This is a genomic window from Streptomyces sp. NPDC090088 (assembly GCF_044747345.1).
Taxonomy (GTDB): Bacteria; Actinomycetota; Actinomycetes; order Streptomycetales; family Streptomycetaceae; genus Streptomyces.
Genome location: NZ_JBIVDZ010000008.1, coordinates 500,218 through 515,350, shown reverse-complemented (window position 1 = coordinate 515,350; position 15,133 = coordinate 500,218). Strand labels below are relative to the sequence as shown.

Below are 15,133 nucleotides of genomic sequence, written 5' to 3'. Positions count from 1 at the left end.
GCCCCGTGACCGACGCCCCGTACCAGGATCTGCTGGACCTCGCCCTCGAAGCGGCCGCCCGCGCGGGCGCGCTGCTGCGGGACGGCCGCCCCGCCGACCTCGCGGTCGCCCGGACCAAGTCCAGCCCGATCGACGTCGTGACCGAGATGGACATCGCGGCGGAGAAGCTGATCACCGACCTGATCTCCGGGCACCGCCCCGACGACGGCTTCCTCGGCGAGGAGGGCGCCTCGTCGGAGGGCACCAGCGGGATCCGCTGGGTGATCGACCCGCTCGACGGCACGGTCAACTACCTCTACGGGCTGCCGACCTGGGCGGTCTCCATCGCGGCCGAGCAGGACGGGGAGACCGTGGTGGGCGTCGTGGCGGCGCCGATGCGCGGCGAGACGTACCACGCGGTGCGCGGCGGCGGGGCCCGGGCCACGGGGGCGTGGGAGGGCGAGCGCGAGCTGCGCTGCCGGCCCGCCCCGCCGCTGGACCAGGCGCTGGTCTCCACGGGCTTCAACTACGTCACCGCGGTCCGCACCCACCAGGCCGAGGTCGCCGCCCGGCTGATCCCGCTGCTGCGCGACATCCGGCGCAGCGGCTCGGCGGCGGTCGACCTGTGCGACGTGGCCTGCGGCCGACTGGACGGCTACTTCGAGCGCGGGCTCAACGCGTGGGACTGGGGAGCGGGGGACCTGATCGCCCGTGAGGCGGGCGCCCTGACCGGTGGCCGCCCCGGAGGGCCCCCGTCCCGCGATCTGACCGTCGCCGGTACACCGGGCGTCTTCGAGCCCCTCCAGCGCCTGCTGGAGGACTTCGGGGCCTGGCACGACTGAGGAACCGCCGCGACCGCCGCCGGAGACCGGTGTCCGGCGTTCGGCGCTCGGTGTCCGGCGCTCGGCGTCCGGCAGGAATCGAACGCGGTCGCGGCGGGCAGGGATCAGGTACGGGCAGGGCCCCGGCGCTGGATTCGCCGGGGCCCTGTTCGTGCGTTGTGGGCTGGATCAGACGCTGGTCGCGCCGACTTCCACACCGTGTTCGGCGGCGAGGCGGCGCAGGTCGTCGAGCTCGGCCTGTTCCACTTCGACGAGGAAGTCGTCGCCCTCGTCACGAGCCCGGGTGATGTCGGACTCGGTCGCCTTTATGCGCTGCAGAAGTCCCGTCGTGAATGCGTCCATGCTGCGCCCCCTCGTCCAGGGTCGTGGGTCGGTGGCACGGGGGTGTGCCGTTCGAAAGGGGCGATCACGTCTCTCGCGGGTGCCCAGCGCTGCCCTGCTGGGCGGCGACGGTGCCGGACACCCCCATCGTCCACTCTGCTGTAGCGGCGGTGTACGTACCGCATGGTGTTGCGGCACATGCAGAGCGTGATCGCGGGGTGTACATGCCGTCCTCCCCCCGCTCCCTTCCGTGGAAACCTCAACCGCAGGAGAAAATCTCGCATTCCCGCCCGGCCGCCTCCGATCCGGCCGTCCCCGCCCCCGTCTTACTGCCGACTTATGGCCGAAAAGGGCAGGATGGAGGTCACACATCCCGTGGAGAACCCTGCCCGTGAGCGCCGGTGCGCGCTACGCGGGTGGACAGAGGAAGGACAAGCGACGTGCGCGTACTCGTCGTCGAGGACGAGCAACTGCTCGCCGATGCGGTGGCCACCGGACTGCGCCGGGAGGCCATGGCCGTCGACGTCGTGTACGACGGTGCGGCCGCCCTGGAGCGCATCGGCGTCAACGACTACGACGTGGTCGTCCTCGACCGCGACCTCCCCCTCGTGCACGGCGACGACGTCTGCCGCAAGATCGTCGAGCTGGGCATGCCCACGCGCGTCCTCATGCTGACCGCGTCCGGCGACGTCAGCGACCGCGTCGAGGGCCTGGAGATCGGCGCCGACGACTACCTCCCCAAGCCCTTCGCCTTCAGCGAGCTCATCGCGCGCGTGCGGGCCCTCGGCCGCCGTACCAGCGTGCCGCTGCCCCCCGTCCTGGAGCGCGCCGGCATCAAGCTCGACCCGAACCGCCGCGAGGTCTTCCGCGACGGCAAGGAGGTCCAGCTCGCGCCCAAGGAGTTCGCCGTCCTGGAGGTGCTGATGCGCAGCGAGGGCGCCGTGGTCTCCGCCGAGCAGCTCCTGGAGAAGGCCTGGGACGAGAACACGGACCCGTTCACCAACGTCGTGCGCGTGACCGTGATGACCCTGCGCCGCAAACTCGGCGAGCCCCCCGTCATCGTCACCGTCCCCGGTTCGGGATACCGGATCTGATGACTGTGGCGAGCACTCCCGCACCCCCGCAGGCGCCTCCGAAGCCGACCTGGGACCCGAGGAGGCCGCAGCCGGTCTTCCCGTGGCTGCGCCCCACCATCCGCATACGGCTGACGCTGTTGTACGGCGGCATGTTCCTGATCGCCGGCATCCTGCTGCTGTCGATCATCTACCTGCTGGCCGCTCAGGCGATCAGTACCGGGAACCAGCCGTTCTTCAAGATCGTCAGCGGCTCCGAGATCAAGGTCTCCAGCGACAAGTGCGCGGCGATCACCGGCATGCCCAACGTGCCGATCACGGACTTCAACGCCGCGATCGCCCAGTGCGTGGACCACCAGCGCCAGGCGGCCCTGGACAACCTGCTCAGCCGCTCGCTGCTGGCCCTCCTCGGTCTCGCCGTGATCGCCTTCGCGTTCGGCTACGCGATGGCCGGCCGGGTGCTGTCCCCGCTCGGCCGGATCACCCGCACCGCCCGCGCGGTGGCCGGCTCGGACCTGTCCCGCCGGATCGAGCTGGACGGCCCGGACGACGAGCTCAAGGAACTCGCGGACACCTTCGACGACATGCTGGAGCGGCTCCAGCGGGCCTTCACCGCCCAGCAGCGCTTCGTCGGCAACGCCTCCCACGAGCTGCGCACGCCCCTGGCGATCAACCGCACGCTCCTGGAGGTGCACCTCTCGGACCCGGGCGCGCCCATGGAGCTCCAGCAGCTCGGCAAGACCCTGCTGGCCACCAACGAGCGCAGCGAGCAGCTCGTGGAGGGTCTGCTGCTGCTCGCCCGCAGCGACAACCAGATCATCGAGCGCAAGCCGGTCGACCTGGCCGAGGTCGCCTCCCAGGCCGTCGACCAGGTGCACGCCGAGGCGGAGGCCAAGGGCGTGACCATCAAGGGGCAGCGGAAGCCGGCGGTCGTCCAGGGCAACGGTGTGCTGCTGGAGCGGATCGCGCTCAACCTGCTGCAGAACGCGGTGCGCTACAACGTGCCCGAGGACGGGTGGGTCGAGGTCAGCACCGAGATCCAGCACGGCCAGGCGGTACTGTCCGTCGCGAACACCGGACCGGTGGTGCCGGCGTACGAGATCGACAACCTCTTCGAGCCCTTCAGACGGCTCCGTACCGAGCGCACGGGCAGCGACAAGGGGGTCGGCCTCGGCCTGTCCATCGTCCGGTCCGTGGCCCGGGCACACGGCGGCCACATCGCGGCCCAGCCCCGTGAGGGCGGCGGGCTCGTGATGCGGGTCACCCTGCCGGTCTGAGCCAGTTACAAGATCGGGACACACGCGGGGGATGTTCGCTTTGCGCGGAATTTTCGGGCGGCGTGGCGCGTACCTCCGTGTGTGATCGATCACATGGGCGGAATTCCGGCCATCTACTCTCCGTGATCATGATTAGGGGAATAAAGCCGGGAAAATCCCTGTTTTCAGGGGTCTTGATCACGGGAAGTACAGGATGAGGCGCCTTTGAAGTGCCTCGACAGGACCGTGTACGGTCCCCATCGCCATTCAACCCGATCACTCTCGAGGGGTCCGGTTGGGTGTCGATTGAGTAACAGACCTTGATGTGAGGCAAAATCTCCGCCTCGGGTCGGGCACAAGTCCGGCCTCTCACGCGTTACGTGCGCTGGAGACACCGCAGACACCCAGAGGGGGAGAGCGACATGGCAACCGATTACGACACTCCACGCAAGACCGACGACGACGTCGACTCGGACAGTCTTGAAGAACTGAAGGCCCGGCGGAACGACAAGTCCACGTCCGCCGTGGACGTCGACGAGTTCGAGGCCGCGGAGGGCTTGGAGCTGCCCGGCGCCGACCTCTCGAACGAGGAACTGGCCGTCCGGGTGCTGCCCAAGCAGCAGGACGAGTTCACCTGCATGAGCTGCTTCCTGGTGCACCACCGCAGCCAGCTGGCCCGGGAGAAGAACGGTCAGCCGATCTGCCGCGACTGCGACTGAGGGCGGGTCGGGCATGACTGGCTCGACCCCACCTCGGAAGCGCCGTTTCCCCTCGCGGGGAGCGGACTCCGGGCCGTCCGACGACGGCCCGCGCGCGCGTGACGCCGAGCGAGGCTCGCCCGATCCGGGAGCCTCGCTCGAACCGGCTGTCGACCGGGGTGACCTCCCGGCGCCGGCGGACCTGGCCGCGCCCGTCGCCCGGCGGCGGGTCGCGGTCATCCGTGACAAGGCCGTGGACTTGGCCCGGGAAGGCGCCCGTATGGGCGGCAGCCGGGCGAAAGCGGGGCTCGGCTACCTCGCGGACCGGATCATCGAGATCGCCCCGCGTGTCCCCGTACGTGACCTCGCGGCCCTGCGTCGGCAGTTCCCGGGTCTCGGGCCCGAGCAGCTCGCCGACAAACTGGTGGCGGGCGCCGCGGGCGCGACCTCGGCGGTCGGGGCCGGGGTCGGTGCGGCGGCGATGCTGCCGGTGCCGCCGGCCATGCCGACCGAGCTGGCCGCGGAGATCACCGGGGTCGCGGCGATCGAGCTGAAGCTGATCGCCGAACTGCACGAGGTGTACGGCGTGCGGCCGCCGGGGAACCTCAAGGCCCGCAGCACCGCCTACCTGGCCTCCTGGTCGGGGGAGCGCGGCATCGACGTGATGAAGCCGTCGACGATCAACAACGCCCTCGGCGGGCACATGAAGCGCGAGCTCCGGCAGCAGATCATGAAGCGCATGGTGCGGGACCTGCCCAACCTGATGCCGTTCATGGTGGGCGCCGCGGTGGGGGCGGTCATGAACCGCCGGGACACCAAGAAGCTGGCGGCGCGGATCCGGACGGACCTGAGAAAGATCCAGGTGCCGTGGGACGAGCTCCCGGAGCTGCCGCCGCTCGAGAAGCCCGCGGAGCCCCTGCCGATCGCCGAACTCCCGGAGGACTTCGGCGCCTGACCGCCGCCGCGACCGAAACCGGCGCGACCGAAACCGGGCCGGGCGGCGGAGCGGGGAACGCCGGTCGGCGCGCTACGGCTTCGCGGTCGCGGTCTTCGCCGACGCGATCGCCGTCGCCAGTGCCTCCGGCTCGCGCGTGGAGAGGTACAGGTAGGGCGTCGGGTCCTGCGGGTCCGTGACCTCCACGCGCAGCGCGGTGGGGATGTAGGAGCGCAGCAGCAGGAAGGCGCGGACGTCGGCCTTGTACGTGCGCCAGGCGCGCGCCTCCTCGGGGTCGAGGACGTGCGACTCACCCAGGGCCGACACCGGGATCTTCGCCTCGCCCGCGATCAGCGAGTCGCCCACGACCCGGATGCGCGGGGAGCCGTACGAGCTGGCCACCACCGCTGCCGCCGCCGTGCCGCCGGCCAGGCCGCCGAGCATCGGCAGGGTGCCGAAGGGCAGCAGGATCAGGGCGAACGAGACGCCGACCAGGAAGCTGACGAACCACCACGACCGGGGGGCGGTGAGGCGTTCTTCGTACGGGGTGGCGGAGAGCTGCATGGGGCCAAGCTTGGCACGGTGTCCGGATTCACCGGACGCGCGGGTAAGGTCTGCGCCTGTGAGTGGTAGTTCCGCAGCTCTTCAGCCCCCCGCCTACGCCGAGAAACCGGTGCGGCACCCCGATGCTCCCGCGCCCGGTGAGTTCATCGGTGCCCACTACGAACACTGTTTCGGGTGTGGCCATGGGCAGTCGCACGGGCTGCATCTGGAGGTGCGGGCCGGCGAGGGAGTCTCCCTCACCGCCGAGTTCACCGTGCGCCCCGCCCACCAGGGCGCCCCGGGCCTCGCCCACGGCGGAGTGCTGGCCAGCGCCCTCGACGAGACGCTCGGCTCGCTGAACTGGCTGCTGCGGAAGATCGCCGTCACCGGACGGCTGGAGACCGACTTCGTGCGGCCGGTGCCCGTCGGCACCACGCTCCATCTGGAGGCCGAGGTCGTCGCCGTGGCCGGCCGGAAGATCTACTCGACCGCCACCGGACGCGTGGACGGCCCCGAGGGCCCGGTCGCGGTCCGGGCCGACGCCCTCTTCATCGAGGTCCCGGTCGAGCACTTCGTCGACCACGGCCGTCAGACGGAGATCCAGGCCGCCATGAGCGACCCGGACCAGGTCCGCCGCGCCCGCGCCTTCGAGGTGAACCCGTGAACCCCGCAGGCCCCTCGCACCCCGCAGCCCCGCCGCACCCCGAAGGTCCTCCGTATCCCGTGAGCCCCGCCCGTACCGTGAGCCCTCTCGACGTCCTCATCCGCCGTGTCGACCCCGACGTACCGCTTCCGGCGTACGAGCACCCCGGTGACGCGGGAGCCGATCTGCGCACCACCGAGGCGTGCGAGCTGAAGCCCGGCGAGCGGGCCGTACTGCCCACGGGGGTGTCGATCGCCCTCCCGGACGGGTACGCGGCCTTCGTGCACCCTCGTTCGGGGCTCGCCGCCCGGTGCGGTGTGGCCCTCGTGAATGCCCCGGGGACGATCGATGCCGGGTACCGTGGGGAGATCAAGGTGATCGTGGTGAATCTCGACTCGCGCGAGGCCGTGCGGTTCGAGCGCTTCGACCGGATTGCCCAACTGGTCGTCCAGCAGGTCGAGAGGGTCCGCTTCCAGGAGGTCGCGGAGCTTCCCGATTCGGCGCGGGCCGAGGGGGGCTTCGGGTCCACCGGCGGGCACGCCGCGGTGGGCGACGTGAGCGGCACAAGCGGTCAGGCCGCCGAGGGCGGTCGGACGGGTGGGAATCGATACGCTTCGGTCGTATCCGACCGGGAAGGACAGTGACGTGTTCGGACGTCGCAACAAGAAGGGTGCCGCCGAGGACGCGGCCGGCGAGGCCGAGCAGGTCGTCGACAGCGTCGACACCGAGGCGGACGAGGAAGAGGGCGCACGCGAGCGCGTACGCCTGGAACCGGAGCCCCGGCCCGACGGGCCGTGGGACGCCACCGAGGTGCGCGAGCCCGGCGAGGGCCGGGTGGACCTCGGCGGTCTGTTCGTGCCCGGCGTGGACGGCATGGAGCTCCGGGTCGAGGTCGCGGGCGACGCGATCGTCGCGGCGACCGTCGTGCTGCGCGACAGCGCGGTCCAGCTCCAGGCCTTCGCCGCGCCCAAGCGTGAGGGCATTTGGGGCGAGGTGCGCGAGGAGATCGGCTCCGGCATCACCCAGCAGGGCGGCATCGTCGACGAGGTCGAGGGGCCGCTGGGCTGGGAGCTGCGTGCCCAGGTGCCGGTGCAGCTGCCGGACGGCACCGGCGGCTTCCAGGTCGTCAGGTTCGTGGGTGTGGACGGCCCGCGCTGGTTCCTGCGCGGGGTGATCTCCGGGCAGGGCGCGGTGCAGCCGCAGGCCGCCGGTCTGCTGGAGCAGATCTTCCGGGACACCGTCGTGGTCCGCGGCGAGGGCCCGATGGCGCCCCGCGACCCGATCGTCCTGAAGCTGCCGAACGACGCCCAGATGGTGCCCGAGGGCGTCCAGCAGGAGGAGTCCTCGCGCTTCTCCGGCGGCATGGGCCAGCTCCAGCGCGGACCGGAGATCACCGAGGTCCGGTAGGCGCTCCGGCGGGAGAACCGTTCGAGAGCCGCACCCTTCGGGGTGCGGCTCTTTTGCGTGCGCGACCCCTTGACGGCGCATTGGTCTGTACCTACGGTCACGGCTCACGCGCCGTTCATAAAGGCGCCTCGCGTTCACTCACATGAACGAAAGGCCTTCAGGTATGCGCAGAACCGGACTCCTCGTGGCCGTCGTCGCCCTCCTCGCCGGAGCCCTCTCCTGGCCGGCGCAGGCCGCCCCCAGCACCTTCGTGCACCCCGGAGTCACCGTCTCCAAGGCCCAGCTGGACTTCGCCCGCACCGAGGTGCTGGCCGGCGCCCAGCCCTGGAAAGCGGCCTACGACCAGATGATGGCGAGCAAGTACGCCGACCTGAACCGCACGCCCGCGCCCCGGGCGACGGTCGAGTGCGGGTCGTACTCGAACCCGAACTACGGCTGCACCGACGAGCGCGAGGACGCGATCGCCGCGTACACCGACGCCCTCGCCTGGTACATCACCAAGGACGCCCGGTACGCCCAGAAGGCCATCCAGATCATGGACGCCTGGTCGGCCACCCTCACCAGCCACACCAACAGCAACGCGCCCCTGCAGACCGGCTGGGCCGGCTCCTCCTGGCCCAAGGCCGCCGAGATCATCAAGTACACGTACACCGGCAGCTGGGCCAACCAGGCCCGCTTCGCCACCATGCTGCGCAACGTCTACCTCCCCACCGTCATCAAGGGCTCCAACTCCAACGGCAACTGGGAGCTGACGATGATGGAGGCCGCCGTCGGCATCTCCGTCTTCCTGGAGGACAAGACGTCGTACGACACGGCCATGGCCAAGTTCCGCACCCGCGCGGCCGCCTATGTCTACCTGGCCTCCGACGGGTCGGTGCCGAAGACCGTGCCCAGCCAGAACCTCGACACCACCGCCAAGATCGTCTCCTACTGGCAGGGCCAGTCCACCTTCGTCACCGGCCTCACCCAGGAGACCTGCCGGGACTTCACGCACACCGGGTACGGCATCTCGTCCATCTCGCACATCGCCGAGACCAGCCGGATCCAGGGCGAGGACCTGTACGGCACGGACGTCGGCGAGCGGCTGCGCCAGGCGCTCGGCTTCCAGGCCAAGTACCAGCTGGGCACCGCCGTCCCCAGCTGGCTCTGCGGCGGCTCCCTCACCCTCGGCCTCGGCCCCGTCACCGAGGTCGGCTACAACGCCCTCCACAACCGGCTGGGCATCGCCATGACCAACACCCAGACACTCACCCGGAACAACCGCCCCGCGGGTACCAACAACCTCTTCGTCGCCTGGGAGACCCTCACCCACGGTGACAACCCCAACTGAGCCACCGGCAGGGCGCCGGACCCGCTCTACCGGCGCCCATCAGGGTTGTGTCAAAGATGCCCGCCGCCCGGCTCCCCGCCCCGTCCACCGGGATTGTTGGCCGTAAGGTCGACGCTGCGTATACGGCAGTCACGGGAAGACAATGGGGCCATGGCACGCGGCAAGCTTCGGATCTACCTCGGCGCGGCACCGGGCGTGGGCAAGACCTACGCCATGCTCGCCGAGGCGCACCGGCGCGTGGAACGGGGCACCGACTGCGTGGTCGCCTTCGTCGAGCACCACGACCGGCCGCGCACCGAGGTGATGCTGCACGGCCTGGAACAGGTCACGCGCCGGGAACTGGAGTACCGGGGCGCCGCCTTCACCGAGATGGACGTGGACGCCGTACTGCGCCGCGCCCCCGCCGTCGCCCTGGTGGACGAACTCGCGCACACCAACATCCCGGGCTCCCGCAATCCCAAGCGCTGGCAGGACGTCGAGGAACTGCTCGCCGCCGGGATCGATGTCGTCTCGACCGTCAACATCCAGCACCTGGAGTCCCTCGGCGACGTGGTGGAGTCCATCACCGGCGTGCGCCAGCGCGAGACCGTGCCCGACGAGGTGGTACGGCGCGCGGACCAGATCGAACTGGTCGACATGTCGCCCCAGGCGCTGCGCCGGCGCATGGCGCACGGCAACATCTACACGTCCGACAAGGTCGACGCGGCCCTGTCCAACTACTTCCGCCCCGGCAACCTCACCGCCCTGCGCGAACTGGCCCTGCTGTGGGTGGCCGACCGGGTCGACGAGTACCTGAAGCAGTACCGCAGCGAGCACCGGGTGTCGGCGATCTGGGGCTCGCGGGAGCGGATCGTCGTCGGCCTGACCGGCGGCCCCGAGGGACGGACGCTGATACGACGGGCCGCGCGGCTCGCCGAGAAGGGCGCCGGCGGCGAGGTGCTCGCCGTCTACATCGCGCGCAGCGACGGCCTGACCTCGGCCTCCCCGAAGGAACTCGCCGTCCAGCGCACCCTGGTCGAGGACCTCGGCGGCACCTTCCACCACGTCGTCGGCGAGGACATACCGGCCGCCCTGCTCGACTTCGCGCGCGGCGTCAACGCGACCCAGATCGTGCTCGGCTCCTCGCGCCGCAAGGCCTGGCAGTACATCCTCGGGCCCGGCGTCGGCGCCACTGTCGCCCGCGAGTCGGGACCGGACCTGGACGTCCACATCGTCACCCACGACGAGGCCGGGAAGGGGCGCGGGCTGCCCGTGGCCCGGGGCGCACGGCTGGGGCGCGGCCGGATCATCGCGGGCTGGATCGTCGGCCTGGCCGGCCCGGCCGCCATGGCGGTGCTGCTGAACACCGTCGCCCTCGGCCTCGCCAACGACATGCTGCTGTTCCTGACCTTCACGGTCGCGGCCGCGCTGCTCGGCGGGCTCTTCCCGGCGCTGGCCTCGGCGGCCTTCGGGTCGCTGCTGCTGAACTACTTCTACACCCCGCCCCTGCACCGGCTGACCGTCGCCGACCCGAAGAACATCGTCGCCATCGTGATCTTCTTCGGGGTCGCGCTGTCCGTCGCCTCGGTCGTGGACCTCGCCGCCCGCCGCACCCACCAGGCGGCCCGGCTGCGCGCCGAGTCGGAGATCCTCTCCTTCCTCGCCGGCAACGTGCTCAGAGGCGAGACGAGCCTGGACGCGCTCCTCGAACGGGTCCGGGAGACCTTCGGCATGGAGTCCGCCGCCCTGCTGGAGCGGGCGAGCGACGTGGACCCCTGGACCTGCGCGGGCCGGGCCGGCTTCGGACCCGCCCTCGGCCGGCCCGAGGACGCCGACGTCGACATGCCCGTCGGCGACCACATGGCCCTCGCCCTGACCGGCCGGGTGCTGCCCGCCGAGGACCGCAGGGTGCTCGCCGCCTTCGCCGCCCAGGCCGCCGTCGTACTGGACCGCAGACGCCTGCGGGAGGAGGCCGAGCAGGCCCGCGCCCTCGCCGAGGGCAACCGGATCCGCACGGCCCTGCTGGCCGCCGTCAGCCACGATCTGCGCACCCCGCTGGCCGGCATCAAGGCGGCCGTCACCTCGCTCCGCTCGGACGACGTGGACTGGTCCGAGGAGGACCGGGCGGAGCTCCTGGAGGGCATCGAGGAGGGCGCCGACCGGCTCGACCACCTCGTGGGCAACCTCCTCGACATGTCCCGGCTGCAGACCGGCACCGTCGTCCCGATCGTCCGCGAGTTCGACCTCGACGAGGTGGTCCCCATGGCGCTGGTCGGGGTGCCGGACGGCAGCGTGGACCTCGACGTCCCCGAGAGCCTGCCGATGGTCGAGGCCGACGCCGGGCTCCTGGAGCGGGCGGTGGCCAACCTGGTCGAGAACGCCGTCAAGTACAGCCCGTCCGACCGGCCCGTGCTCGTCTCCGCGAGCGCCATCGCCGACCGGGTGGAGGTGCGGATCGTGGACCGCGGGCCCGGCGTGCCCGACGACGCCAAAGACCGCATATTCGAGCCCTTCCAGCGCTACGGTGACGCTCCGCGCGGCGCTGGGGTCGGACTCGGGCTCGCGGTCGCCCGGGGCTTCGCGGAGGCGATGGGCGGCACCCTCAACGCCGAGGACACGCCCGGCGGCGGGCTCACCATGGTCCTCAGCCTCCGCGCGGCAGGATCGGTCACCGTGCCGCAGGCAACAGCAGAACCGGAAAGGCAGGCCTCATGACCCGGGTGCTCGTGGTCGACGACGAGCCGCAGATCGTGCGCGCCCTCGTGATCAACCTCAAGGCGCGCAAGTACGAGGTCGACGCGGCCCCCGACGGCCGTACCGCCCTCGAACTGGCCGCCTCCCGCCACCCCGACGTGGTCGTCCTCGACCTCGGTCTGCCCGACATGGACGGCGTCGAGGTGATCAGGGGGCTGCGCGGCTGGACCCGGGTGCCGATCCTGGTGCTGTCCGCCCGGCACTCCTCGGACGAGAAGGTCGAGGCGCTCGACGCGGGCGCCGACGACTACGTCACCAAGCCCTTCGGCATGGACGAGCTGCTGGCCCGGCTGCGGGCCTCCGTACGCCGCGCCGAGCCCGTCGCCGGGGGCGGCGAGGACGACGTCCTGGTGGAGACCGACGGGTTCACCGTCGACCTGGCCGCCAAGAAGGTCAACCGGGCCGGCAAGGACGTCCGGCTCACCCCGACCGAGTGGCACCTGCTGGAGGTGCTGGTCCGCAACACCGGCCGGCTGGTCAGCCAGAAGCAGCTGCTGCAGGAGGTCTGGGGGCCGTCGTACGGGACGGAGACCAACTACCTGCGCGTGTACATGGCCCAGCTGCGCCGGAAGCTGGAGGCCGACCCGTCGCACCCGAAGCACTTCATCACGGAGCCGGGGATGGGGTACCGGTTCGAGAAGTGAGCCGGGTCGCGAAGTGAGCTGGACTACGGCGGTGTCGGCGGGCCCCGGTACGCTTCAGACATGAGTGCTGTTCCTCGTTCCGAAAAGCCGGCCGGCCGGTTCCGGCGCATGCTCGACCGGCTCTCCACCTCCCAGGAGGACCTGGAGTCGGAGGAGCTGCGCGAGGACGCCGACACGGCGGGCTGCACCAGGATCGGCGACTGCCACGACCGGCAGATCGTCACCGTTACTGGTACCTTGCGCACGGTCACCCTGCGGCCGCGGGCCGGAGTCCCGGCCCTGGAGGCCGAGCTGTTCGACGGCTCCGCCGCGCTGGACGTGGTGTGGCTCGGCAGGCGCTCCATCGTGGGCATAGAACCGGGGCGCAGGCTGATCGCATCGGGCCGGATCTCGATGAGCCGGGGCCGCCGGGTGCTGTTCAATCCCAAGTACGAACTGAGACCCCTCGGTAGGGAGTAGCCGGTGACGTCGCTCGACAAGCCGACCGAAGACACGCAGGCCCGGGACGATGCGCGGGCGGTGACCGAGGCCGCGCTGTTCGAGGCCTTCGGCGGCGTGCGCGGCATGGTCGAGACCGTCCTGCCGGGCCTGCTGTTCGTCACGATCTTCACCATCAACAAGGACCTGCACTGGTCGGCGATCGCCGCCCTCGCGGTCTCCGTGGTGCTGGTCGTGGTCCGCCTCGCCATGCGGGACACCGTCAAGCACGCCTTCAGCGGGGTCTTCGGCGTCGCCTTCGGTGTCGTGTTCGCGATGATGACCGGCAACGCCAAGGACTTCTACCTGCCCGGCATGCTGTACACGCTGGGCCTGGCGCTGGCGTACATCATCACGACCCTGTGCGGGGTGCCGCTGATCGGCCTGATCCTCGGCCCGGTCTTCAAGGAGAACCTCTCCTGGCGCACCCGCAACCCCGGCCGCAAGAAGGCCTACGCCAAGGCCAGCTGGGCCTGGGGCCTGATCCTGCTCGCCAAGTGCGCGATCCTCTTCCCGCTGTACTGGTGGGCCAACACCGCGCAGCTCGGCTGGGTGCTGGTCGCCCTGAAGATCCCGCCGTTCCTGCTCGCCGTCTGGCTCACCTGGGTCTTCCTGGCGAAGGCGCCGGCTCCGATCGACGTGTTCGCGGAGATGGAGGAGGCCGAGAAGGCCGAGAAGGCCGAGGAGGAGCGCAAGGCGGCGCTGGCCACGGAGGGCGGCGAGGCCGCCGGCGGCCGCCACCGCAAGTAGCCACCGATACGACGGAAGGGGCGCTCTCCGCGCGGAGAGCGCCCCTTCCGCACGCGCGGTACGTCAGACGTCTTCCCGCCGGACCGACAGCAGGTCCTCCAGCTGCTCCTCGCGGGCCTGGGCGGCGACGAAGAGCAGCTCGTCGCCCGCCTCCAGGGAGTCCTCGCGGGACGGGGTCAGGACCCGGGTGCCGCGGATGATCGTGACCAGCGAGGTGTCCTCGGGCCACTCCACGTCGCCGACCTGGGTGCCGGCCAGCGCCGACTCCTCGGGCAGGGTGAGCTCGACGAGGTTGGCGTCGCCGTGGCTGAAGCGGAGAAGCCGGACCAGGTCGCCGACGCTCACCGCCTCCTCGACCAGCGCCGACATCAGACGCGGGGTGGACACGGCCACGTCCACGCCCCAGGCCTCGTTGAACAACCACTCGTTCTTGGGGTTGTTGACCCGGGCGACGACGCGCGGAACGCCGTACTCCGTCTTCGCGAGGAGCGAGACGACCAGGTTCACCTTGTCGTCGCCCGTCGCGGCGATCACGACGTTGCAGCGCTGCAGCGCCGCCTCGTCGAGGGAGGTGATCTCACAGGCGTCGGCGAGCAGCCACTCCGCCTGGGGGACCCGCTCCACCGAGATGGCGGTCGGGGCCTTGTCGATCAGCAGGACCTCGTGGCCGTTCTCCAGCAGCTCGCCCGCGATCGAGCGGCCGACGGCGCCGGCACCGGCAATGGCGACCCTCATCAGTGACCGCCCTCCTCTTCCGGACCCCCGGCGAAGGCGGCCTCGACCTTGTCGACGTCGTCCGTCCGCATCATCACGTGCACCAGATCGCCCTCCTGCAGCACCGTCTGCGAGGTGGGCAGCATCGCCTCGCCGAGCCGGGTGAGGAACGCGACCCGGACGCCGGTCTCCTCCTGCAGCTTGCTGATCTTGTGCCCGACCCACTTCGGGGAGACGTGCACCTCGGCGAGCTGGACCCCGCCGGTGGGGTCGCGCCACAGCGGCTCCGCGCCCGAGGGCAGCAGCCGGCGCAGCATCTGGTCGGCGGTCCAGCGGACCGTGGCGACGGTCGGGATGCCGAGGCGCTGGTAGACCTCGGCGCGCCGCGGGTCGTAGATCCGGGCCGCGACGTTCTCCACGCCGAACATCTCGCGGGCGACCCGCGCGGAGATGATGTTCGAGTTGTCACCGCTGGAGACGGCGGCGAAGGCGCCCGCCTCCTCGATGCCGGCCTCGCGCAGGGTGTCCTGGTCGAAGCCGACCCCGGTGACCCGGCGGCCGCCGAACCCGGGGCCCAGCCTGCGGAAGGCGGTGGGGTCCTGGTCGATCACGGCGACCGTGTGCCCCTGTTGCTCCAGGGTCTGGGCGAGAGCGGAACCCACTCTGCCGCAGCCCATGATGACGATGTGCACGACCGTCCTTCCGGTGTCCAAAAGTTACTGCTCAGCCCCATCAGGGTCTCAGACCGAGCCCCAAGCTACACACGCACCGTCCCGGCCGGGCACCCCT

17 protein-coding genes are annotated in these 15,133 nt (G+C 71.1%); 13 read left to right on the top strand and 4 right to left on the bottom strand.

From position 1 onward, the window contains the following. The first annotated feature begins 5 nt into the window (after positions 1 to 5). Positions 6 to 821 (top strand): inositol monophosphatase family protein, encoded by an 816-nt coding sequence (locus ACIPSJ_RS36220; protein ID WP_359210851.1) that lies wholly within the window; start codon positions 6 to 8, stop codon positions 819 to 821. Positions 822 to 989: 168 nt separating this feature from the next. Here the strand turns inward: ACIPSJ_RS36220 and ACIPSJ_RS36215 are convergent, their stop codons facing one another. Further along, a complete protein-coding gene (locus ACIPSJ_RS36215) occupies positions 990 to 1,163 on the bottom strand; it encodes a hypothetical protein (RefSeq protein ID WP_165939545.1) in 174 nt (57 codons plus the stop codon). A gap of 419 nt (positions 1,164 to 1,582) precedes the next feature. On the opposite strand from ACIPSJ_RS36215, the gene ACIPSJ_RS36210 reads away from it, so the two are divergent. The 4 genes from ACIPSJ_RS36210 (at position 1,583) to ACIPSJ_RS36195 (ending at position 5,124) form a co-directional block, all read left to right on the top strand. Next, positions 1,583 to 2,236: a response regulator transcription factor gene (locus tag ACIPSJ_RS36210; RefSeq protein WP_003993508.1), complete on the top strand. Its 654-nt coding sequence runs from the start codon at positions 1,583 to 1,585 to the stop codon at positions 2,234 to 2,236. Between the two features lie 5 nt (positions 2,237 to 2,241). Further along, positions 2,242 to 3,492, top strand: coding sequence for a HAMP domain-containing sensor histidine kinase (locus ACIPSJ_RS36205; RefSeq protein ID WP_359211104.1), 1,251 nt, complete (start codon positions 2,242 to 2,244; stop codon positions 3,490 to 3,492). Between the two features lie 401 nt (positions 3,493 to 3,893). Then, entirely contained in the window at positions 3,894 to 4,190 is a 297-nt protein-coding gene (locus ACIPSJ_RS36200) for a DUF4193 domain-containing protein (protein ID WP_005481602.1), read from the top strand. A 13-nt stretch (positions 4,191 to 4,203) separates the two neighbouring features. Then, the gene (locus ACIPSJ_RS36195) at positions 4,204 to 5,124 is read left to right on the top strand and encodes a hypothetical protein (protein WP_401352274.1); all 921 of its coding nucleotides are present in this window, start codon (positions 4,204 to 4,206) and stop codon (positions 5,122 to 5,124) included. A 72-nt stretch (positions 5,125 to 5,196) separates the two neighbouring features. Here the strand turns inward: ACIPSJ_RS36195 and ACIPSJ_RS36190 are convergent, their stop codons facing one another. Continuing rightward, positions 5,197 to 5,667: a DUF3093 domain-containing protein gene (locus tag ACIPSJ_RS36190; RefSeq protein WP_359210858.1), complete on the bottom strand. Its 471-nt coding sequence runs from the start codon at positions 5,665 to 5,667 to the stop codon at positions 5,197 to 5,199. A 58-nt stretch (positions 5,668 to 5,725) separates the two neighbouring features. On the opposite strand from ACIPSJ_RS36190, the gene ACIPSJ_RS36185 reads away from it, so the two are divergent. From ACIPSJ_RS36185 to ACIPSJ_RS36150, 8 genes are all read left to right on the top strand, one after another. Beyond that, on the top strand, positions 5,726 to 6,310 hold the full coding sequence (locus ACIPSJ_RS36185) for a PaaI family thioesterase (RefSeq protein WP_355709962.1): 585 nt from the start codon (positions 5,726 to 5,728) through the stop codon (positions 6,308 to 6,310). 59 nt (positions 6,311 to 6,369) lie between these two features. After that, complete coding sequence (dut, locus tag ACIPSJ_RS36180; RefSeq protein WP_401352271.1) at positions 6,370 to 6,933, top strand: dUTP diphosphatase; 564 nt, start codon at positions 6,370 to 6,372, stop codon at positions 6,931 to 6,933. A gap of 1 nt (position 6,934) precedes the next feature. Further along, the gene (locus ACIPSJ_RS36175) at positions 6,935 to 7,696 is read left to right on the top strand and encodes a DUF3710 domain-containing protein (protein WP_355709966.1); all 762 of its coding nucleotides are present in this window, start codon (positions 6,935 to 6,937) and stop codon (positions 7,694 to 7,696) included. A gap of 163 nt (positions 7,697 to 7,859) precedes the next feature. Beyond that, on the top strand, positions 7,860 to 9,026 hold the full coding sequence (locus ACIPSJ_RS36170) for an alginate lyase family protein (RefSeq protein WP_359210865.1): 1,167 nt from the start codon (positions 7,860 to 7,862) through the stop codon (positions 9,024 to 9,026). Between the two features lie 150 nt (positions 9,027 to 9,176). Then, positions 9,177 to 11,720, top strand: coding sequence for an ATP-binding protein (locus ACIPSJ_RS36165; RefSeq protein ID WP_401352266.1), 2,544 nt, complete (start codon positions 9,177 to 9,179; stop codon positions 11,718 to 11,720). Then, positions 11,717 to 12,403, top strand: coding sequence for a response regulator (locus tag ACIPSJ_RS36160; protein ID WP_359210871.1), 687 nt, complete (start codon positions 11,717 to 11,719; stop codon positions 12,401 to 12,403). The genes ACIPSJ_RS36165 and ACIPSJ_RS36160 overlap by 4 nt, the downstream gene beginning before the upstream one ends. Before the next feature lie 60 nt (positions 12,404 to 12,463). Further along, entirely contained in the window at positions 12,464 to 12,862 is a 399-nt protein-coding gene (locus ACIPSJ_RS36155; protein ID WP_355709974.1) for an OB-fold nucleic acid binding domain-containing protein, read from the top strand. Between the two features lie 3 nt (positions 12,863 to 12,865). Beyond that, a complete protein-coding gene (locus tag ACIPSJ_RS36150) occupies positions 12,866 to 13,630 on the top strand; it encodes a DUF3159 domain-containing protein (protein WP_359210875.1) in 765 nt (254 codons plus the stop codon). A 63-nt stretch (positions 13,631 to 13,693) separates the two neighbouring features. On the opposite strand, the gene ACIPSJ_RS36145 is transcribed toward ACIPSJ_RS36150, so the two are convergent. Both ACIPSJ_RS36145 and ACIPSJ_RS36140 read right to left on the bottom strand, forming a co-directional pair. Beyond that, entirely contained in the window at positions 13,694 to 14,365 is a 672-nt protein-coding gene (locus tag ACIPSJ_RS36145) for a TrkA family potassium uptake protein (RefSeq protein ID WP_351710019.1), read from the bottom strand. Beyond that, positions 14,365 to 15,036 carry a TrkA family potassium uptake protein gene (locus ACIPSJ_RS36140; protein WP_355709980.1) on the bottom strand — a complete coding sequence of 224 codons (672 nt, stop codon included), beginning with the start codon at positions 15,034 to 15,036 and terminating at the stop codon, positions 14,365 to 14,367. Before ACIPSJ_RS36140 ends, ACIPSJ_RS36145 begins: the two co-directional genes overlap by 1 nt. Between the last annotated feature and the right edge of the window lie 97 nt (positions 15,037 to 15,133).